Origin of the sequence: Bacillus sp. AFS031507 (genome assembly GCF_002584635.1) — a bacterium.
GTDB lineage: Bacteria > Bacillota > Bacilli > Bacillales > Cytobacillaceae > Neobacillus.
The window spans coordinates 1-21,071 of sequence record NZ_NUOW01000049.1; the positions used below are offsets into that span (position 1 = coordinate 1).

21 protein-coding genes are annotated in these 21,071 nt (G+C 38.8%); 16 read left to right on the forward strand and 5 right to left on the reverse strand.

The window, feature by feature from the left end:
• Window positions 1-331: 331 nt before the first annotated feature.
• The 3 genes from COE25_RS27160 to COE25_RS27170 all read left to right on the forward strand — a co-directional run bounded on the left by COE25_RS27160 (window position 332) and on the right by COE25_RS27170 (window position 5,142).
• Window positions 332-1,036, forward strand: coding sequence for a hypothetical protein (locus tag COE25_RS27160; RefSeq protein WP_098934867.1), 705 nt, complete (start codon window positions 332-334; stop codon window positions 1,034-1,036).
• A gap of 148 nt (window positions 1,037-1,184) precedes the next feature.
• On the forward strand, window positions 1,185-1,358 hold the full coding sequence (locus COE25_RS31090) for a hypothetical protein (protein WP_179195976.1): 174 nt from the start codon (window positions 1,185-1,187) through the stop codon (window positions 1,356-1,358).
• 1,408 nt (window positions 1,359-2,766) lie between these two features.
• Window positions 2,767-5,142, forward strand: coding sequence for a SpoIID/LytB domain-containing protein (locus tag COE25_RS27170; protein WP_180247630.1), 2,376 nt, complete (start codon window positions 2,767-2,769; stop codon window positions 5,140-5,142).
• A 133-nt stretch (window positions 5,143-5,275) separates the two neighbouring features.
• On the opposite strand, the gene COE25_RS27175 is transcribed toward COE25_RS27170, so the two are convergent.
• A complete protein-coding gene (locus tag COE25_RS27175) occupies window positions 5,276-5,419 on the reverse strand; it encodes a YvrJ family protein (protein ID WP_098934870.1) in 144 nt (47 codons plus the stop codon).
• 413 nt (window positions 5,420-5,832) lie between these two features.
• Between COE25_RS27175 and COE25_RS27180 the strand changes: the two genes are divergently transcribed.
• The 7 genes from COE25_RS27180 (at window position 5,833) to COE25_RS27210 (ending at window position 10,873) form a co-directional block, all read left to right on the forward strand.
• Window positions 5,833-6,690, forward strand: coding sequence for a dimethylarginine dimethylaminohydrolase family protein (locus COE25_RS27180; RefSeq protein WP_098934871.1), 858 nt, complete (start codon window positions 5,833-5,835; stop codon window positions 6,688-6,690).
• Window positions 6,691-6,981: 291 nt separating this feature from the next.
• Window positions 6,982-7,458 (forward strand): DUF2975 domain-containing protein, encoded by a 477-nt coding sequence (locus tag COE25_RS27185; RefSeq protein WP_098934872.1) that lies wholly within the window; start codon window positions 6,982-6,984, stop codon window positions 7,456-7,458.
• 10 nt (window positions 7,459-7,468) lie between these two features.
• On the forward strand, window positions 7,469-7,690 hold the full coding sequence (locus COE25_RS27190) for a helix-turn-helix domain-containing protein (protein WP_088089997.1): 222 nt from the start codon (window positions 7,469-7,471) through the stop codon (window positions 7,688-7,690).
• Window positions 7,691-7,747: 57 nt separating this feature from the next.
• On the forward strand, window positions 7,748-8,584 hold the full coding sequence (locus COE25_RS27195) for an ABC transporter ATP-binding protein (RefSeq protein WP_373605383.1): 837 nt from the start codon (window positions 7,748-7,750) through the stop codon (window positions 8,582-8,584).
• Between the two features lie 36 nt (window positions 8,585-8,620).
• A complete protein-coding gene (locus COE25_RS27200; protein WP_098934873.1) occupies window positions 8,621-9,565 on the forward strand; it encodes an ABC transporter permease in 945 nt (314 codons plus the stop codon).
• Window positions 9,566-9,613: 48 nt separating this feature from the next.
• The gene (locus COE25_RS27205; RefSeq protein WP_088089994.1) at window positions 9,614-9,979 is read left to right on the forward strand and encodes a hypothetical protein; all 366 of its coding nucleotides are present in this window, start codon (window positions 9,614-9,616) and stop codon (window positions 9,977-9,979) included.
• 129 nt (window positions 9,980-10,108) lie between these two features.
• Entirely contained in the window at window positions 10,109-10,873 is a 765-nt protein-coding gene (locus tag COE25_RS27210) for a DUF817 domain-containing protein (protein ID WP_098934879.1), read from the forward strand.
• Window positions 10,874-11,001: 128 nt separating this feature from the next.
• Here COE25_RS27210 and COE25_RS27215 read toward each other — a convergent pair whose 3' ends face one another.
• The 4 genes from COE25_RS27215 to COE25_RS27230 all read right to left on the reverse strand — a co-directional run bounded on the left by COE25_RS27215 (window position 11,002) and on the right by COE25_RS27230 (window position 13,201).
• Window positions 11,002-11,145: a YvrJ family protein gene (locus COE25_RS27215; protein ID WP_088089993.1), complete on the reverse strand. Its 144-nt coding sequence runs from the start codon at window positions 11,143-11,145 to the stop codon at window positions 11,002-11,004.
• A gap of 69 nt (window positions 11,146-11,214) precedes the next feature.
• Entirely contained in the window at window positions 11,215-11,433 is a 219-nt protein-coding gene (locus COE25_RS27220) for a DUF2922 domain-containing protein (RefSeq protein WP_098934874.1), read from the reverse strand.
• An 84-nt stretch (window positions 11,434-11,517) separates the two neighbouring features.
• Window positions 11,518-11,736 (reverse strand): DUF1659 domain-containing protein, encoded by a 219-nt coding sequence (locus COE25_RS27225; protein ID WP_098934875.1) that lies wholly within the window; start codon window positions 11,734-11,736, stop codon window positions 11,518-11,520.
• Window positions 11,737-12,631: 895 nt separating this feature from the next.
• On the reverse strand, window positions 12,632-13,201 hold the full coding sequence (locus COE25_RS27230; RefSeq protein WP_257208996.1) for a DUF6241 domain-containing protein: 570 nt from the start codon (window positions 13,199-13,201) through the stop codon (window positions 12,632-12,634).
• A gap of 301 nt (window positions 13,202-13,502) precedes the next feature.
• On the opposite strand from COE25_RS27230, the gene COE25_RS27235 reads away from it, so the two are divergent.
• From COE25_RS27235 to galU, 6 genes are all read left to right on the forward strand, one after another.
• Entirely contained in the window at window positions 13,503-14,183 is a 681-nt protein-coding gene (locus COE25_RS27235) for an RraA family protein (protein WP_180247631.1), read from the forward strand.
• Window positions 14,184-14,270: 87 nt separating this feature from the next.
• Entirely contained in the window at window positions 14,271-15,572 is a 1,302-nt protein-coding gene (locus COE25_RS27240) for an MFS transporter (protein ID WP_098934880.1), read from the forward strand.
• 42 nt (window positions 15,573-15,614) lie between these two features.
• Entirely contained in the window at window positions 15,615-16,796 is a 1,182-nt protein-coding gene (locus tag COE25_RS27245; RefSeq protein WP_098934878.1) for an aminotransferase A, read from the forward strand.
• A 201-nt stretch (window positions 16,797-16,997) separates the two neighbouring features.
• Window positions 16,998-17,651 (forward strand): GntR family transcriptional regulator, encoded by a 654-nt coding sequence (locus COE25_RS27250; RefSeq protein WP_088089987.1) that lies wholly within the window; start codon window positions 16,998-17,000, stop codon window positions 17,649-17,651.
• Between the two features lie 144 nt (window positions 17,652-17,795).
• Window positions 17,796-19,439 carry a M20/M25/M40 family metallo-hydrolase gene (locus tag COE25_RS27255; protein ID WP_257208997.1) on the forward strand — a complete coding sequence of 548 codons (1,644 nt, stop codon included), beginning with the start codon at window positions 17,796-17,798 and terminating at the stop codon, window positions 19,437-19,439.
• A gap of 267 nt (window positions 19,440-19,706) precedes the next feature.
• Entirely contained in the window at window positions 19,707-20,579 is an 873-nt protein-coding gene (gene galU, locus COE25_RS27260) for a UTP--glucose-1-phosphate uridylyltransferase GalU (RefSeq protein ID WP_088089986.1), read from the forward strand.
• Window positions 20,580-21,071 lie beyond the last annotated feature (492 nt).

Sequence of the window (21,071 nt, forward strand, 5' to 3'; positions counted from 1 at the left end):
GAGAGTACAGCAACTGCTATAATTGAAATAATTTTTTTAAGCATTCTTTTACCCTCCATGTTCTTTGGTTGCTAAGTTTTTATCATCGTAACATAGAATTTTCTGACACAAAGAACAGGGAGATGTTAAATCGTTTACATCCGTGGCGTTTATATTACAATAGTATTTCCAATCCCATTTTAATAACTTTCGATATTTTTGCCCCAATACAATCTGCATAACGATAACATTTCTTAATTTTTTCATATTTTTTTCACTGAAAGTACACACCAAGTGGATAAATTAGATAGGGAAGTGGTAATGCCATTTCTACAATAAAGGAGGAATGTGAATGAAAGTTAAATCATCTTTACTGGTACCGGCAATCACACTTGCTTTACTTGGTTCTGCTGCATCTGCAATCAAATCGGACAAGGAAAATACGGATAAAGCAAAACAAGAACAGATCGTATATAAAAAATCCGATAAAAGGGATGAGTTATTGAACAAAGCATTACAATACGCCTCCCCGGCTGTAGAACAAGAATATGAAAACAATGTAAAGACAATGCGCTCATTGAGAGAAAAGCTTGGAAAGAAAGTGGAGTTTGGAAAAAGAGTAAAATTTAACAAAAAGATAGAAGCTTCGCCGGAAGCAAAAGTGATTATCGAGAAAGTAAAAGATGGTAATCTATCGAAACAGGAAGCGAAACAACAGCTTATGAAACTTCATGGCGGAGGAAAAGGTGTTCGTATAAAAATTTCCGGCGCAGACAATGAGCAAGTGAAGGCGATTATGGATAAAGTAAAAGCAGGAACCATCACAAAAGAGCAAGCCATGAAAGAAATGGAAAAACTTCCTGGAGCAAAAGTGATTCAAATTAACAAAGAAGACCTAGCAAAAGTAAAAGAAAAACAGACGGACTGGGAGCAGCAACTGCAAGAAGCAATCAACAAAAAAGATCAAAAAACCATTGATTCGATCATTACCCAGCTCAATGATAAAATAGAGCAAGGTATACAAAAAAGACAACAATTGCTGAATGAAGCAAAATAAGAAATATAAGGATTCCTTGAACTCACTAAAAAAAGCAATATTTTATGAACACAAAAGGAGTTTTTAGTGCAAAGTTTTGTTTTCGGGTTTTATATTGTTAGCCAAAGGGGAAAATAGTAAAGATAACTTGGAAAGGGAGGAATGAAAAATGGATATTCCATTCACATCAAAGGAAGTCATTACTCAGATCCAGAAGTTACAGAACCAAGGTAATTCTCTACGTAAAAAAGAGGTAAAACAACTTTATCCTGATTTAATGCGGAGTGCTTTGTATTACTACCCAAGTTGGCAGCATGCCATAGAAGAAAGTAAAGTAGGCTAGAATATTTAATTTACATCAAGGCATTAGAATAATATGAACTCTGTTAACAAAAAAGGTTTCGCTCCCCGTGAAGCCTTTTTGTTATGCTTTAAGTTCAATATTAATACCTATTTTCAAATTAGAGGTACCACCATAAAACCAACGCAAATACAATAAATGAAAAATAATAGTTTATTTTTCTAATAATAAGGAAATAATTGGTCATGTTTATATATTCTTTAATTGACGCAATTGATTTCAGTTGGGATTAATAGGAGTGGTACCAATGAGGAAAATAAATAAATTAGCAGACTTATGTTGGGAGGGATTAACTTTAAAACACGTTTCTCACAAAGAGATTGTTATGCCTTATGTACTATTTTTTATTATTACATTAATTTTTGAGCTGTTTTTATCGTTTTTGTTTATCTTATCTTTTTTTCTATTCTTTATATATGGATATAAACCTAATATTCAATACTATATGAGCGCTGTAATTTTGATTTTAATGTTAATCATTACAGTTCAATTGCTAATTACAACAATGAAGGTAGATAAAACCTATACGAAATGATGATACTTTAGATTGTTCGAAAAATGATTTATTACTAACGTATGGCTTTATTCAAACAAATAGTGTCGTTTCGCAAACAAATGGCTGACCAAATACAATTTTCTCCTTTTGATAACCACCTATATTTATTCTGTAACTAGGTTTACTAGAGGACACTCAGTAAAGGTCACATATATGAATTGGGAGAAATCCTAATTCAGATGTCCACTTGGGTTCTTTTTTCAAAAAGGAATGGTTGGAGACGGCAATCGACAGTCCTTTCAGGTATTTTAAGTGATAAATCCAGTCATGACGGGTACTGAGGAGAGTTTTAACCAATCGTTTGTGTAAAAGGAGAAAAACAAGGTATTTGCCAAAGAATGCAGTATTTAGACGAAAAAGATCATAATTGCTAATCTGGAGGAATAATCTATTAAAATCTAGTCAATCAACGACAATTATTTTACCTGAATCAAGAGAGAAAGCTTTAAACAACGGGATTTATCCCATTTTTACACAATCGTTTGATTAACATGCCAACTTGTAAGAACCCGTCGATGAGTGTAGAAAGCCATTTTTATTGGCTAGCTTTGTAGAATTTGAGAAGAAAGCAGAGCATTTCCTCGACAAGAAATTCTCTTGAATCGAGGCTAAAGTTCTTTTTTCAAAAGGGTTTGTGGCACTTTCAATCAAACGTTTAATTAGGAAGAATTCTATCGTCATTTGTCGAGGATGGCGGGTGCTGATTGGTGGAAAATGGTAGAATGAAAGATTCAGGTGCCAGTCACCGGGATTCCTATTTTTTAGGACAAATGAGGAAATATGGTAGAAAAAGAAGTATTATTAAGATATGAAACAAAGAGAGAGGATTTTCTTATGAAAAAACTATTAATCTACTTAATTGTATTCGTTGTCTGCTTGGGGATGGTTCCAAGTTATAAAGAGGCAGCCACGATTACAGCAGAGCCGCAGGTTCAGGTAAAGTTAGTGAAATATTTAGGGAATCAGTCAAGTATTTCATTAAAAATAGTGGGAAGCTACTATTTAAACGGGGATTCCACGAATCTATTAACCAGTGATCGAAGTTATACGGTGAAGGTAGAGAATGAAACGCTTGGCTTATATGATGGAACCACGAGATTAGCCACCGGGAGCGAATTATCGATTACTCCGGTTAATAGTATTGACCATGCCGTGATCAACAATCGTGAGTATGCCGGCAGTTTTCTTTTTACAGTGGAAAAAAATCAATATGTCAGGCCGATTAACACTATTAATTTCGAAGATTATGTAAAGAGTGTTGTCCCGGATGAAATGCCTGCGCTTTGGCCGATGGAGGCCCTAAAGGCACAGGCGGTTTCAGCCCGAACCTATGCGTATTTTCGTTTGAACCAGGTGATCAATGATACTACCACTTTTCAGGTATATGGAGGCGTGACAAGCTTACATCCTAGATCATCTGAGGCAGTTGACGCGACAGAAGGTGAAATCTTAACTAACGATGGGAATGTCATTGATGCTGTTTTCTCTGCCTCTAACGGTGGAAAAACGGAAAAACTATTTAATGTTTGGTACCCAAAATCCCTTCCGTATTTTAAGGTTCAAACCGACGAGTACGATACGACCAATACCTGGGAAGCTACCTTGCATAAACAGCAAATGGATATCACTTCATTGGATCTCAAAAATCCTGACAATTGGTGGGATTCCAAGAATGAAATAGATGAACTTTACGCGAGCAACATTAAAAAATGGATAATAAAAAATTTACCAGGATTTAGTGGTAAACAAATTAAAATTGTTTCGATCCCTAAGGTTTCCTTTAATTCTCCTACCGAAAGCGGTCGATTTACAAAAAGTAATCTAACGCTCGAATTTTTTATTAAAGACATGTTCAATTCAGACGGGGAGCTTGAACTCCAAACCGCAAGTATCAATAACCAGCTTGCAGACGATATGCGGACGATCATCGGCACAAACGACCCTGACCCAAAGAAGGCCGGTACAAGAGACATGAAGAGCAATCTGTTTTCTATCAACGAAACCAACGATGCTTTTGTGTTTTCAGGCTCCGGGAACGGACATGGTGTAGGTTTAAGTCAATATGGTGCTAATCACCGTGCAGCTGCAGGTATCCTGTACAAGGACATTTTATCTTTCTACTATCCCGGTACTGTTTTAAACAGACAATATGATAACATAAAACCAGTCATTTCAGGGGCAACATCGAAGACAATTTATGTGAACACAACGTTTGATCCAAGAGTTGGCGTAACTGCCATGGATAACTCAGATGGAGATGTGACAAGTGCCATAAAAATTAATGGTTTAGTCAACAGTAAGACTCCCGGTGTATACACGTTGACGTATACTGTTACGGACTCGTCAGGGAATGAAACGACTGTTACACGCCAAATCACTGTAACACTTGCATCACCAGCGAATTTGAAGGCCGTGGCAAGTACTTACAATAGCGTGAACTTATCTTGGTCAGCCGTTAGCGGCTCCTCAGGATATGAGATTTATCGATCAACATCCAGCACGGGGACTTATACAAAAATAGCGTCTACGACGAGTACGTCATATAGCAGCACATCTCTGAATACGGGGACGGCTTATTACTATAAGGTTAGAGCCTATAAAACTGTAACACCATCAGCCTATAGTGGTTATAGTTCGGTCGTTTCTGCCAAACCAGTCCTTGCGACACCATCTTCAGCCAAGGCAGCATCATCGGCTTATAATAGTATCAAAACGAGCTGGACAGCTGTTAGTGGCGCAAGCGGATATGAGGTATATCGGGCAACCTCAAGTACGGGGTCTTATTATTATGCAGGGTCAACCACATCCACAAGTTTTAATAATTCAGGGCTTGTTACAAATACACCCTATTACTATAAAATTAGAGCTTACCGCATGGTCGGAAGTACGAAGGTTTATAGTAATTTATCGGCTGTTGTTTTTGCAAAACCTCTACCATCTGTTCCGGCTAACTTCAAATCAGCTAGAGTAAGTTCGACCAGCTTTAAGCTGACATGGAGTGCTGTAGCAGGCGCCAGTGGTTATGAACTTTACAGAGCTACATCGAGCTCAGGAGCCTATACTCTTCTAAAAAGTACCGCTTCCTTATATTACACGAACAGTGGTTTAACAAGAGGAAGGACTTATTATTATAAATTAAGAGCCTATAGAATGGTTGGCAAAACCAAGGTGTATAGCGGCTGGACCACGATCATAAGTGTGAAGCCTTAATTAGATTCCAGTGCCTCGCACGCCTAGGAATTTGTCGAAGAATGCTAGGGTTTTAGATTGTGGAACTGAAAGAATAACAACAAGAAACCACCTTAGATCTACTTGATAGTAGAGGCTGGGTGGTTTCTCTTTTTTATGTTCGCTCCCTCATCCGCTCAGGAAGTGTCTGTATCGATTGGACGACCAAATCAAGCTTTGCTTCAATTCGGTAAAGCAAATAAAGCTTCACAACGATGGGGAATCCCACCTGGCTGATGATTGGAATCAACTGCTCCACTTTTCTCTCCTCCTTCCATTGTTTATAAAAAAGAGGCTGGGTTCATAACGAATCCGGCCTCTCTTCCTTATTAGGCAAGGGTGTAATCCGTCACATTGCGGTCGATCACTCTTGCTCCTTTTGTGTAGTAGGGAATGGACAGGCAATTAATAGAATTATGTAAGTTTAATAGAAACCTATCTGATTTTGTGGAAAGTTGGGTTATTTCCTGCGGAATTTACCTCCGATTCTCGACAATTTCCATTCTTGCTTGTCAGGGAAGGTTCTTCTAAATCAGTACTTTTAGCTGTTTTAACTAAACGTTTGAATAGTATAGCCTATATGGTATTTAGTCGAATGGCTGTATTTTTTAGTAATATTAACGATAGATTAGGAAAACCTAATTTAAAAAGAGAACGCAGGAGGGCAGCAAAATGGCAGAAATCCCAAAGACAAACAACAAGACTTTTTGCATGAGTGAATACGATGTATTAAAACGAGTAATCCTTTGTCAGCCTCAATATATGACGATCCGCGAAGTAATTAATGAAACGCAAGAGCATTTTAAGAATGAAGGTATCCATATTGAACGCGCGCTTGAGCAGCACAGTAAATTTGTCAAAACGCTAAAGCAGAATGGCATCGAAGTTATTTTATTGCCTTATCATAAAAAATATCCTGAACAGGTCTTTACCCGGGATATTGGTTTTACTCTAGGGCAAACAATCTTTGTTGCTAATATGGCAACAGATGTTCGCGGAGGGGAGGAAAACGTTTTAAAACAATGGCTCGAGGATGAAGAAATCTCTTATTATAATTTAGCCGAGGAACGAATTGAGGGCGGAGATGTTGTGATTGATCGGGAAAGAATTTACGTGGGGCTCAGCAATCGAACGGACCAAAAAGCTGCTGATCAATTACAGCGTCTTTTGAATCAATTCAATGTCATTCCCATCTCTTTTAAAGCAAAATACCTGCATCTGGATTGTATATTTAATGTTGTTTCTCCTGATGTGGCCCTTATTTACCCAAATGCCTTAACGAAAAAAGACATCGAGCTTTTTGCTTCACGCTATGAATTAATTGAAGTTTCGGAAGAAGAACAATTTCAATTAGGTACAAATGTATTGAGTATCGGGAACAAACGGGTATTAAGTCTGCCGGTCAACGAGAAGGTAAACAAGCAGCTTCGTAACCGAGGCTTTCAAGTTATTGAAGTGGATATCACAGAAATCATTAAATCTGGTGGCTCCTTCCGTTGTTGTACCCTTCCTATCTTACGAGAAATGTAAAATAATCATATAAAAATGACCATATAAACAACCCTCAAGCCCGTAAAGGGTGAGGTTGTTTATATAGTCATAAGATACATAATTTAGCTTTTTATGTTCTATCAAGGCTTATAAATTGAACAGTGTGAATTTATGGAACATTTCTTAGTAATGAGGAATGTTTTTTATTTTTGTCTAAAATTAATATTTAGTTATCAATAAAAATATTATAAAAAATAATAAAAGTTTATTGTAAATCAATAAATAACGTGTTAAATTTCAAATAGATAATAAATATGTGAGGTGCTTTGTATGAAACGAGGGTCAACACTATTTTTAAGGATGGCTGTTTTCCTTATTGGAACTCCAGTTCTTGCTTTGTGTATATTTGGGTTGCCTTGGTTAGCTAAGAATTCAGTAAATCCAGATTATGCCCATATCCTATATCCCATTTTAATAGGTATGTATGTATCAGTGATACCGTTTTTCGTTGCATTGTATCAGGCTCTTAAACTTTTAAGCTGTATTGACAAGAATCAGGCTTTCTCTGAATTGTCTGTTAAAGCTCTAAAGAATATTAAAATCTGTGCAATGACAATCAGTGGTTTGTATGTGGTCATTTTGCCATTTGTTTATCTCGTAGCAGATCTAGACGATGCCCCAGGTCTCATCATAATCGGAATGGTCCCTATCTTTGTTTCAATAGTAATCGCAGTATTCGCTGCTGTTCTTCAAAGACTTTTACAAGAAGCGATTGATATAAAATCGGAAAATGACTTAATCGTCTGAGGTGATAACAATGGCAATGATAATCAATATTGATGTGATGCTGGCGAAAAGGAAAATGAGCGTAACAGAACTCTCGGAAAGGGTTGGAATCACGATGGCTAACCTTTCTATATTGAAAAATGGAAAGGCAAAAGCAATTAGGCTTTCAACTTTAGAAGCGATTTGTAAGGCATTAGAATGTCAGCCAGGAGATATTTTAGAATACCGAAGTGATGAAGACATCCAAGATTAATAAGGCATTGTGAACAAAAGGACGAAACGTCCAAATCATCATTAAAGGAGGACATGTATGAGCAAAGAACCTATCATCAGCTTGAGTCATGTGACCAAACGGATTGGCCGGACCACCATCATCGACGATCTTACATTTGACGTACCGCAAGGCGAAATTTTCGGTTTCCTTGGTCCAAATGGGGCCGGTAAAACAACCACAATCCGCATGATCGTCGGACTGATGTCGATCACTAAGGGACAGATACTGATTAAGGGGGAAAATATCAAAACCGAATTCGAGCAAGCGATCGGGCACGTCGGCGCCATAGTGGAAAGTCCAGAAATGTACAAGTATCTGAGCGGGTACCATAACCTCGTTCACTACGCCCGCATGGTGCCGGGGGTAACCAAGGAAAGGATTGACGAAGTGGTGTCGCTGGTCAAGCTGGAAAACCGCATCCATGACAAAGTCAAAAAGTACTCGCTCGGCATGCGCCAGCGTCTGGGAGTCGCCCAGGCACTGCTGCATCGGCCGTCCCTGCTGATTCTCGATGAACCGACGAACGGTCTTGACCCGGCGGGGATTCGCGAACTGCGCGATTATTTGCGGCATTTGACCCGTACGGAAGGAATCACGGTTATCGTCTCCAGCCATCTGTTGTCCGAGATGGAGCTCATGTGCGACAGGGTCGCCATCCTCCAGCAGGGAAAGCTAGTCCATGTGATGCCGGTTCAGCATTTTTCCCAAGGGAACGATCAAGCTCAAACGTATCTAATCCAAGCACAGCCAGCGGAACAGGCATTGGTGACCATGAGGCAGATGGATGGGGTTCAGGAGGTCAAGCTCGCTCAGGAGGGGATCATCGAGGTCACAACCGAGCGGGAACACATCCCGGACATTCTGAGTCTCTAGAAGATCGATTCTTGGAAATAACGGGGGGTGGACAAATTGGTTAATCTAGTACTCAATGAAAATATGAAGATTTACCGACGGGTGCGAACTTGGATTCTGGTCGGACTTATGGCCGCTTTTGTGCTTTTTGTCAACATCATTGAATGGCATTCCGATGGAAAAAAGGCGCAAGGCGAAGGCTGGCGGGCAGAACTGCTGCAGGAGAAGCAGCAATGGAGCGAAATTCTGAAGCAGCCCAAGCTGGATGAAGAGGATCAAATGTTCTATCAGCAGCAGATTGCCGTCAACGACTATCATTTGGAGCAGAATATTCGCTCGACGGACGGCACGATGTGGGATGGTGTGAACAGTTCGGCCAATCTGATGATCGTGATTACCATTTTCACCATCATCATTGCGGGAGACGGTCTGGCGGGCGAATTTTCATCCGGCACCATCAAGCTGCTGCTCATCCGGCCAGCCAACCGGGTCAAGATCCTCGTCTCCAAGTATATCTCTTTTCTGTTATTCAGCATGCTGCTGTTACTCACTCTGTTTGTCATATCCGTCGCGGTCAACGGAATCTTATACGGCTTTGGATACATGGATCTACCGTTGATCAGCATGACTGCGGAAGGGCAAATCGTCGAAAGGAATATGGTCCTCAATCTGTGGAAAACGTATATGCTGGGCGGTGTATCCACGGTCATGTACGTAACCATGGCCTTTATGATCTCGTCCGCCTTCCGAAGTAGCGCGATGGCTATCGGGTTTTCCATCGGCGCCTTGTTTGCGGGTAATATTATTCTGGGGGCACTGCAGCGGTTCGATTGGAGCAAGTACCTGTTGTTCGCCAACACCGATCTTACGCAGTACCTGACCGGACATCCTTTCCAAGAGGGAATGACATTGTCCTTTTCCATCGGAGTGCTCGCTGTCTATTTCCTCGTGTTCAATCTGATTTCCTGGCTCCTTTTTACACGTAGAGACGTGGCGGCCTAAACTTGCCAATTTTATAACAATTAAGATTCACCAAGGAAGTGATTCAAATTGATAAAAAATATTAGCCTTATAACTGATAAAATAAAAGATTTTTCATTACAAAATATAGAGTTTATTGTTAGATTCCTTTTGAACTTTCAAAATAGGTCTTTTGAAGACAATTGTGTACTCGACATAGATTTTATTATTAAGGATAAAGAAAAACAATATATTGCCTGGTTTCGCTTCTACAACCCTAAGAGTATCAATTTTGAAAGTGGGGGTATCTATCATCAAATGTCAATCGAGATTTACGATATAAAGGATAGAGGTTGGGGAAATAAGAAATATGAAGTGATAGACTACGAAGATGATACCTTACACTTTTATTGTTCAGACATTGAAATTATTTCTTTAAGAGAACTCAATAAATAATTTAGTCCATTTAGCTACCATGAAAATAATCTGCTGAAATTCTGATGAATCAAATTCATAAAAGGGGATTTACTAATGAATTTAATTATTCAAAATTATTCTCAGAAAAAACCTTTGAAGGTACAAATCATGAGAGCAATAAAACAACTCGTTCGTTTTGGTTGGGAGCAGGCCCTATCATGTTTGTTTCCTGTGATTATTTTTGCCTCTTTGGCTTTTACACAAATCATGCCACTTCCCTACCTGCCACGGTATGACTGGCTGCTCATCATCTGCCTTCTGATGCAGTGGTGGATGGTGCGTTCTGGACTTGAAACACGGGATGAGCTAAAGGTTATCACATTGTTCCACCTTATTGGACTTGCTCTTGAACTTTTCAAGGTACATATGGGCTCCTGGTCTTATCCAGAGGAAGGATATTTCAAAATTTTAGGAGTGCCTTTGTATAGCGGATTCATGTACGCAAGTGTAGCGAGTTTTCTTTGCCAGGCATGGAGGAGGCTTAAGGTTGAACTGATTAGGTGGCCGCCGTTTTTGGTAGTTGTACCTCTTGCAGCTGCGATTTATTTAAATTTTTTCACCCACCATTATTGGATTGACTTTCGTTGGTTGTTATCTGGCCTTGTTATTATAGTCTTTTGGCAATCATGGGTCACATACGAGGTTGATGGAACTCGTTACCGTATGCCGCTCGCACTTTCCTTTGTACTCATCGGATTTTTTATATGGATAGCCGAAAATATCGCAACGTTTTTTGGAGCGTGGAAATATCCGAACCAAACCGATGCATGGAGTTTCGTTCATCTAGGAAAGGTGAGTTCATGGCTCTTATTAGTGATTGTTAGCTTTCTAATAGTAGCGACGTTAAAGCAGGTTAAGGGGAAAATTCCCTAAATTTAGTGCCTGTCACCCCCGAACTTTGTCAAAGATTGATAGGGTTTTAGATTGTGGAAACTGAAAGAATAAAAACAAGAAACCACCTTAGATCTACTTGATAGTAGATCTAAGGTGGTTTCTCTTTTTTATGCCCGCTCCCTCATCCGCTCAGGAAGTGTCTGTAGCGACTGGACGACCAAATCAAGCTTTGCTTCAATTCGGTATAGCAAATAGAGCGTCACAACGATGGGGAATCCCACCTGGCTGATGATTGGAATCAACTGATCCACTTTTCTCTCCTCCTTCCACTTGTTATAAAAAGAGGCTGGGTTCATAACGAATCCGGCCTCTCTTCCTTATTAGGCAAGGGTGTAATCCGTCACATTGCGGTCGATTACTCTTGCTCCTTTTGCAGCAACAAACTTCCCGCTGTTAGTTGTGAAAACTTCAGATGCAATAATCTGCGCCATCGATAATTTTACGACTTCTTCGTCAATCGGCTCTTTTGGGTTATCAACGGAAAGACTTGCCGTCTTTCCAAACTCCGTGGCAAATTGCAATTCCAATGTTTTTGCCATTTCTTTCACCTCCTATCCCTTCGTTTTTTTACTAGACTATTAACCTAGAATCGCGGAGCTGTCATTCTTTTTCACTTTAGACTATTAACCTACAATTGCGATGATATCATTCCGCTCCACTTTGTTTAGCGTGTCATTGCATAGAACTGCAACTGCTAGTGCCGCTTGCGATAATTGATCTGCAGTAGCTGCCTTGGTGACATTGCTAAACGTTTTCGATTTGAGGATGGGATTTCCCTCGTCATCCATGCCCGCTTCAAACACGATGCGAAGCTTCGTTACTTCTAATAACGCTAGTGTCATTGTCTCTCACCACCTTTCACCTTCTATATAGAAAAAAGTCGGCAAAATAGACAGGGTAGGGAGGGGGGAATTTTAATTAAATTGAAAAATGCCCTGGAGGATAGCGTCTCTCAGGGCATTATAATAGAGTTTTCAGGATTTCGTAGACGGATCTGCAAATAAAAGCAGTGAATCCGCAAATAAAAGCTAAATTTACGCAAATAGAGCTAACTTTTAGGCAGAGGAGGGAGCCTGAAGGGGGAAAATTAGCCCAATGAGCAGCTTATCAGCGAATTATTGAAGGATATCAGCGAACTGGACCATTTTATCAGCGGAAATCCCACCTTTATCAGCGAAACTAGCATTTTATCAGCCAATGAATCTCCGAAGTTGCAAAGTAAGAACCCATAATTGTGTTGTATTAATCTAAAGTTTGAGAGGATTTCCAATTATTATCCAGCAAATGTCGTAAGTTTCGGAAAATATGTAGTAAGTGTAAGAAAATATGTAGTAAGAGTCGGAAAATATGTAGTAAGAGTCAAACAATATATAATAAGAAGCAATAATTACGTAATAAGGATCTGAAGTTTGAGAGGATTACTCATGGGGGGCTCGTTTAGATGATGTTTTGTGTAAAATTACACTTCGATAGTTGCGCATTTATGATTTATTAAACGTCTTGACCTTCAATGGGCGGATTTTTGAGTTTTATGAGCGAATCTTCGAGTTCTATGGGCGAATTTTGGGCTTTAATGAGCGAACTTAACCATTTAATGAGCGAATTTAGAAGCAATAGCTTAATAGTAAGAAACTAAATTTCCATGCCTATCACTCCAAGGATTTTGTCGAAGATTGATAGGTTTTAATAGAAATAGAAATAACAGAATGAAGTTGTAACTGGATATTGCAGCTCCCATTAGTGCTGGGAGCTTACTTCACGTGCAATATCTTCTTCAAAGTTATTCAGGATGAACGTTTCTTCTTCTGATTTGCTCATTATTCCATAAGCTTTACCGATCGTCCCGCCTTGGTACGTCCAGAAATAGTTGTGGTCATCATCTACGTCAGAAAAAGTGCCTTTTTTCCATTTATCTAAAATGGCTAGCAAATCATCTTTTTGTTCGAACTCACTGTTCTCCACAATGTCATAAACTTGATTAATTGTATCTGGAATCATTGGAATGGCTCCCCATTTTTCTTTCGCCTTCACTTTTTGATGTGTCATCTTGTGCATCACTTCGATCACCGCATCTTGTGAACTGCTGTCATCAATTCCAATATCATATTGAACTCCGCCAATTTTGGCTGTCTGTTGCTTGTCTACTTCCTTTTTCTCCTTATTGACCGTATCTTGAACAGCTTTCGCTTCTACTTTCTCTTGTTTTTTTCCTGATTCGGCTCCATTGTCGACCGGTTTAAAACCTTCGTATTTTACGCCTATTAAAACAGCCAAAATAATACCAGTTACGATTAATACTATTTTCACTTCATCTCCCCCTGTTTTACTAGATAGCTCTAATTTAACAAAGAATTCAGAATTCATCTAGCATATTTAAATTACATAATCACTTCAAAGAAGACAGATGTCGACATTTTTTCTGAATGTGGATTTAATCGTATACCGAATGTTTTTTGCGCTTTCTGGATAAACAAGTGGTTTTGAACATGTATTTAAGAATGGATTGTAAGAAATTTAATTTTCTAAATAGTATTTACAATTGATCTTTCTCGCATATATAATGTATTTGTATTTGTATACAATAGAAGAGAGGGGTAGAAATAACAGAATGAAGATTATTTCTGAAATTCAAAGACCAGATCCACAAGTTATTAAAGAATTGGAAGCGATTTCTCCAAGTGATTATGGACACAGTCTCAATTTTCAATTAATCAGTACAAGAAAAATTAAGCCCTTATTTCCAATTGACAATACCTTTGCAGGACCTGCAGTCACCGTAAGGATACCTCCCAATGATGGTTTATTAGTCAATAAGGCATTAGATTTTGTGAAACCTGGTGATGTGGTTGTTATTGATATGAACGAAGAGGAACGTTTTGCTTGTTGGGGAGAAATCACAACTAAACTTGCTATGGAAAAAGGTGCGATTGCTTGTATCATTAACGGACCGGTTACAGATACCAGGATGATTATTGATCTCCAATTTAAGGTTTTTTCTTACGCTGTTTCCCCTTTAACCACCAAAGTTTACAGTCTTGATGGCGATGTAAATGTGCCAGTATCCATTTCCGGTTGTGTTATTAACCCCGGCGATATTATTGTCGGAAGCAACGATGGCTTATTAGTAGTCCCAAAAGAGGATGCATTAACCTATCTCGAAATTGGTAAAAAGGAACAGGAAGCCGATGAAAAACGCCGCCAAGATTTAGAACAGTTAGGTGCAGAAAATTACCTTCGCCGCTTTGACCCAATATGGGATCAGCTGGTGGAAAAAAGCAAGAACGACTAATGATATGAAAGACTATTAAAATGATTATCTATTTTTTTGCTGCTTTTCTACATTTATTTTAAAAAAGGAGAGGGTACGGTGGGAAGAATGGAAGCTGAAAAACAAATAGAAATGGTACAGGTAAAGGAAAAGAAAATCGGGTTACGTTGGGGACTTGCCTTTCTATTTTTTATCATTGGTTTCATCGCTTACATGGACCGATCAAATATTTCTATCGTAGCTGTACCAATGATGGAAGATTTAGGTTTGAATAAAGTTCAATTTGGACTACTCTCTTCACTTTTTTACTTAGGGTATTGTTTTGCGCAAATTCCTGGCGGTATGCTGGCTGAAAGGTTTGGAGCAAGGAAAATCGTGACCATCGCAGTTGCATGGTGGTCCATCTTTACTGCTTTAACCGCTGCAAGTGCCAATTATGTTGTCATGTGTATTATAAGATTTTTATTTGGAGCTGGTGAGGGCCCGATGTATCCGGGGAACGCTGTTTTCAACTCTCACTGGTTTCAAAAGCATGAAAAAGGACGTGCGTCTAGTGCTTTGTTAGCTGGTTCCTTCTTGGGTCCGGTTATTGCACCAGGGATTTCAGTAGCCATTTTGGCAGCGTTTGGTTGGCAAGGGGTCTTTTATGCTTTTGGTCTTTTGGGCATCGTGGTTGCAGTGGCTTGGTATTTCTTTGGACGAGATAAGCCAGAACAGCATCCTTGGATTTCTGAAACAGAAAAAAGGCTCATTATTGAAAACCGTAGTTTTTCCGGTCTTCAAAAAAAATCAGCCCCTTGGAAGCAGTATTTGAAAAACTACCGATTTTGGTTGGTAGGGATTCAATATCTAGTTGTGATCTACATGAACACATTCTTTCTAACATGGCTGCCTACATATTTAATGGAGGCAAGGAACTTTTCTCTAAAAGAAATGGGATTTGCTGCAAGTTTCCCTTGGTTGGCTATCTGTCTCTCCGTTCTAATCGGTGGTGCTGTTTCAGATAAAATCCTACAAAAAACAAACTCACGGATGATCGCTCGTGGGGGGATGGCTATATTCGGTTTTGTCGTTTTCATGGTAGGCTTGTATCTCTCTGCTTACTCTGTTAGTCCTACATCAAACGTTGTTTGGTTGACAATAACTCTTGGTGCACTAGGGTTACCTATTGTTGCTTCTTGGGCGATTGCGAACGATTTAGGTCAAGAATTCTCCGGTTCCGTCAGTGGCTGGATGAATACGTGGGGAGCCATTGGAGGGATCACATCTCCGATTATCTGCGGTTGGTTTGCACAAGAAATGGGTTGGAACACGACTCTATTAATCAACATTATCCCTGTCATTATTGCAGCTTTGATATGGTTCTTTATTAAGCCTGATCGTCCTTTAGTTCCAGTGGAAAATAAATAAGAAATGATGAATGAGTTTAAAACTAAAAAAAGGTGAGATCACATGGAAAATTTGATCAATAAGAGAGTTACGACGATTCAGGTTCCTAGTATTAGGAAATTTTCCAATATGGTTGCTGATTATCCTGATGCGATTAATCTTACCCTTGGTCAGCCTGATTTTCGTACCCCCGAACATATAAAAGAGGCTGGTATTTCAGCCATAAGACGGAATCAAACGGCCTATACGCATAATGCGGGGTTACTTGGCCTTAGACAAGCGGCTAGTGACTTTGTGCATCGTAAATACGGTCTATCCTATGACGCCGAAAAGGAAATCATTGTCACCAACGGAGCGACAGAAGCCATTGATACAGCATTTCGCACGATTTTGCGAGAGGGAGACGAAGTCCTTCTCCCAGCTCCTATTTATCCAGGGTACGAACCGCTTATCAGATTGTGTGGGGCAGTTCCCGTATATATTGATGTGACTCAAAATCAGTTCAAGGTCAATGCCGAACTGATTGAAAGTAAAATTACCAAAAAAACTCGCTGCCTTGTCCTTTGCTCTCCATCTAATCCGTTAGGAAGCGTGTTAGATCAAGAAGAGATAATTGAAATTGCACGACTTCTGAGGGAAAAGAATATTTTCGTAGTTTCGGATGAAATATATAGTGAACTGACTTTTGATAAAAAACATTATTCGATTGCCTCTTTTCCAGGAATGAGGGAAAAAACGATCGTTATTAATGGTCTTGCTAAGTCACATTCTATGACTGGGTGGAGAATTGGTTTTACCTTTGCGCCGGCCCATTTATCTGAAGGAATGTTGAAGGTGCATCTTTATAATTCAGTCTGTGCTAGCACGATAAGCCAGCATGCAGCCGTTGAGGCTCTCACACATGGAATCAATGATGCGCATCAAATGGTCGTAGAATATAGGAAAAGAAGAGATTATGTTTGCGAACGATTAACGAACATGGGATTTGATGTTGTGAAACCAGAGGGTGCCTTTTATGTTTTCCCTTCGATAAAAAGTACCAACATGAATTCATTCGATTTTGCGATGAACCTTTTACAAGAAGCAAGAGTGGCGGTGGTGCCTGGCACTGGATTTTCTGAATATGGAGAAGGTTTCATAAGGATTTCATATGCTGCTTCCATGGAAATGCTCAAAACAGCTTTAGGTCGAATCGAACTTTTTATGGATTCCATTAAGAACAAAAGGGCAGTGGGGAAACCTTAATAAGATGGTGACCCCAACTAGAAAGGATCTTTTTACAGTTTCACTCTAATTGTTCAATAAATTTAATGGGAATTTATTTTGCAGATATTTACAATCTTAACATCATGTTATAATCAAACTATATTGTCCTTCTAGTACAATATAGTTTGATTATACGTTTAAGTAATTTCTAAATTGGACTAAAGGTAAAGGAAGATTATTATGCGAAAATTGAAATCTGCTGGTTCGTTATCTGATCAAGCGTATGATGTGATAAAAAATGCCATTATCAATAATGATATAAAACCATTGGAGTATTTAACCGAAGAGCATTTAGCCGAAAAGCTGGGGATCAGCCGAACTCCGATCCGAACCGCCCTAAAAAAGCTAGTCTATGAAGGTCTGGCTGAAATGGAATCATCCAAACAAACAAGAGTTCGAATGATCTCTGTAGAAGAAGCACGAGAGTACCAGGTTTTAAGAGAAACGTTGGAACCTCTAGCAGCTAAACTTGCCTGCTTAAGCATTGACGAAGAGCAATTAGCATTTTTAAAAGATATTTGTAATCAACAGCGTGAAAGTATCGTTGAACAAGATTTTAGCCAATTTATTAATTTGGACACCCAATTTCATAGCTATCTCGCGGAGTTTACCAATAACCATAAATTAAATGAATTTATTAATTCTCTTCGCACCCAGATGCAAAGGTATCTCATTCTAACGAATACGCTACAAGATAGTGCGTCAGAAGCTCTTCAAGAACATCTTCAAATCATTGATGCTCTTGAAAGGAAAGACCCAGAAGAAGCAACTGAATGCATGGCCAATCATGTGAAAAATGTATCCAAAAGATTTGGACTTACACTTTTAAAATAAAAAACCGTATGGGGTTAGGCGCTCTAGTAGGATGACCTGCTGCTGGGGCTTCTTAAACTTATATTTACTCATAAATATTTTTTTAAAAACAATTGTATACAAATACAAGCACAATTTTTATTTAAAAGGGGATGACGTAAGCAAATGATGGTAAAAGAAAGTAAATGGCAAACAAAAAATCAATTATTGGACTCACTCTGTGAACTTGTTGAGATTCCAAGTGTGACACATAGTATCGGCGAAATCAAAGTGGCGGAATATGTTGAAAATAAACTTCGTGAGCTTCCTTACTTTCAAACGAATGAAGAGTATTTAACTCTTCATACAACAGAGGACGACCGTAAATTTGTTACGGCCCTCGTAAAAAAGGGGACGAATGAAAAAAGAACCGTGATTCTTGTCAGTCATTTTGATGTAGTGGGAGTAGAGGATTATGGTGATTGGCAGGAATATGCTTTTCATCCGAAAAAATTAACAGAGTTATTTTATGAAAACAAGAATCATATGCCTAAAGATGTTCAAAAGGACTTAGAAAATGGAAATTGGTTGTTCGGCAGGGGAACGATGGATATGAAGTGTGGTTTAGCTCTGCATATGTCGCTCATCGAAGAGGCATGTTCTGGATCATTTGATGGGAATTTATTGCTATTAACGGTTTGTGATGAAGAAGTGAATTCTGTAGGGATGCGTAATGCGGCACCGATCCTATTGGAAATGGCGAAGCAGCATAATCTTGAATACAACGCGTGTTTAAACTCAGAGCCAATGTTTGCCCGCTATCCAGGAGATGAGAATCAATATATTTATTCCGGTTCAATTGGTAAGATTTTACCTGGGTTTCTCTGCTACGGGAAGGAAACACATGTGGGTGAGCCTTTCTCAGGATTAAATGGGAATTATATGGCCTCGTTACTAACGAATGAGTTAGAGTTGAACACTGAATTTTGTGAAGTGGTTGAAGGTGAGGTCACTCCTCCTCCAACAACTCTAATCCAGAAAGACTTAAAAAAAGAATACAATGTGCAAATACCTCATCGCGCGATTACGATGTTTAATATGTTTATTATGGAACGATCAATGAATGAAGTCGTTGAACACCTAAGGAAAAATGCTGAAAAAGTTGCCCGAAGGATCGAACAAGGTTACGGAAAAAGAGCAGCCCATTTTTCGAAACTAGAAAATTCTACACCACATGAAGTTTCTGTAAAGGTTTATCATTTTGATGAATTACTCCGTTATGCAATCGAAACCTATGGAAAAGAAAAAGTCGATACTATTCAAACGAATGTAATGAGCAGCAGAGGGCTGAAGGACGATCGCGACCTGACCATTCATCTGGTTGATGAGCTTTCTATCCTTTGTAAAGAGTTATCACCAATGATTGTCCTTTTCTTTGCTCCGCCTTATTACCCGGCGGTAAACTCTCGAAACCACCCGCGTATTAGTCGTGTAGTGGATCATATCATTGGGTATGCCAAAAACCAGTATCATATCGAGCTTAAAAAACAAAATTATTTTGCTGGATTATCGGACTTAAGCTATGTATCTTTAGATAAACCTGCTTCAAGCCTTGGAGACCTCACCGCTAACATGCCTCTTTGGGATAAGGGATATAGTGTTCCTTTAGATGTATTAGAGAGTCTAAATATTCCTGTACTCAACCTAGGCCCTGTTGGAAAGGATGCTCATAAATGGACGGAACGTCTAGATGTTGACAATGCTTTCGGAGCTTTAAGAGATATGCTTTCAATTACAGTGAATCTATTATTAGCTAGGGACAATGATTAAAAAAATATGTGAAGATCCCCTTCATTAAGGGTCAGGCCCCACTACGTTAAGCATGAATTAGTAGTGGGACCTGACCCTTTTTCAATGGAATAGGACTAACCAAATTAAATAACATGAGAACCGTCCATGTGGATATCTGTGTTAAAATAAATATAGTGAAGATATGCTTAAACTAACTGGGTAGAAGAATGATTATATGGATGAATGTAGTTTGGAACTGTAAACCCCCTGTTTTTTACAAAAAAATAATAAGAAGGTGGAGTAAGTATGAAACGAGTACGGAAGGCGATTATTCCAGCTGCTGGACTTGGAACAAGATTTCTACCTGCAACAAAGGCAATGCCTAAGGAAATGTTGCCGATTATTGATAAACCAACCATTCAATATATTGTCGAAGAAGCAGTGGCTTCAGGTATTGAAGATATTATTATTGTTACTGGTAAGGGGAAACGGGCGATTGAAGACCATTTTGATATTGCACATGAATTAGAGCAAAATCTATTGGAAAAGGGAAAGTTAGATCTACTTGAAAAAGTACGTTATGCTACTAATCTTGCGGATATTCATTATATTCGTCAGAAGGAACCAAAGGGGCTAGGACATGCAGTTTGGTGTGCTCGTAACTTTATAGGGGATGAGCCGTTTGCGGTTCTCTTGGGTGATGATATTGTTCAAAGTGAGACTCCTTGTTTAAAACAGCTTATTAATATATATGAAGAAACGCATTCGTCAGTTATTGGAGTACAGTCTGTTCCAGATGATGAGACACATCGGTATGGGATTGTTGAACCTTTGGATCAGGTGGGTAGAAGGTATCAAATAAATAATTTGGTTGAAAAGCCTAAGGCTGGAACTGCCCCTTCTAATCTAGCCATTTTGGGACGTTATATACTAACTCCAGAGATATTCATGTTTTTGGAACAGCAGGAAACTGGGGCTGGTGGAGAAATTCAGTTGACGGATGCGATCCAGAAGTTGAATCAGATCCAACGGGTGTTTGCATATGATTTTGAAGGTAAGAGGTATGATGTAGGAGAAAAGAGTGGGTTTGTGAAGACAACCATAGAATTTGCACTGCAGGAACCTACTTTACGTAAAGAGATTCTAGCTTTTATGGAAGAAATAATTAAGATGGAATAAAATTTCGTGCCTGTCACTCCCCGTGTTTTGTCGAAGATTTATAGAATTATAGGTGGCAGGCACTAGACCCTAACCGGGACTTCTCTTTTTAAATAGTAAGGGAGGTGATAATTATGATCATGCGCAATTTGTTATCGCCGGCACTATTAGATTATAGAGTAGAGGTCCAGTGGGCCCAGTTTTGGTTGTTGAATTAAAAGGAAAAAAGTATTGTTATCTTAAAAATAGTTTTTGAAGAAATGAAACTTTCTATTGCATAAGTAAATCGAAGGTGCTATTATTAGGAAGTTGCTTTTAACAGCAGTTTTATTAATTAAAAGTGATAATAAAAAAATAAAATTATTATATTGATATTATAATAAAGATATGATATGATAGTTTCACTGTCACTTTTGACAGACAAGATTGTTCTTTGAAAACTAAACAAACAAAATCGTGCAAACAAACAAAAATTATTAGTGAATCTTTCGTAAGAAAGTGAAGCTAAGCCAA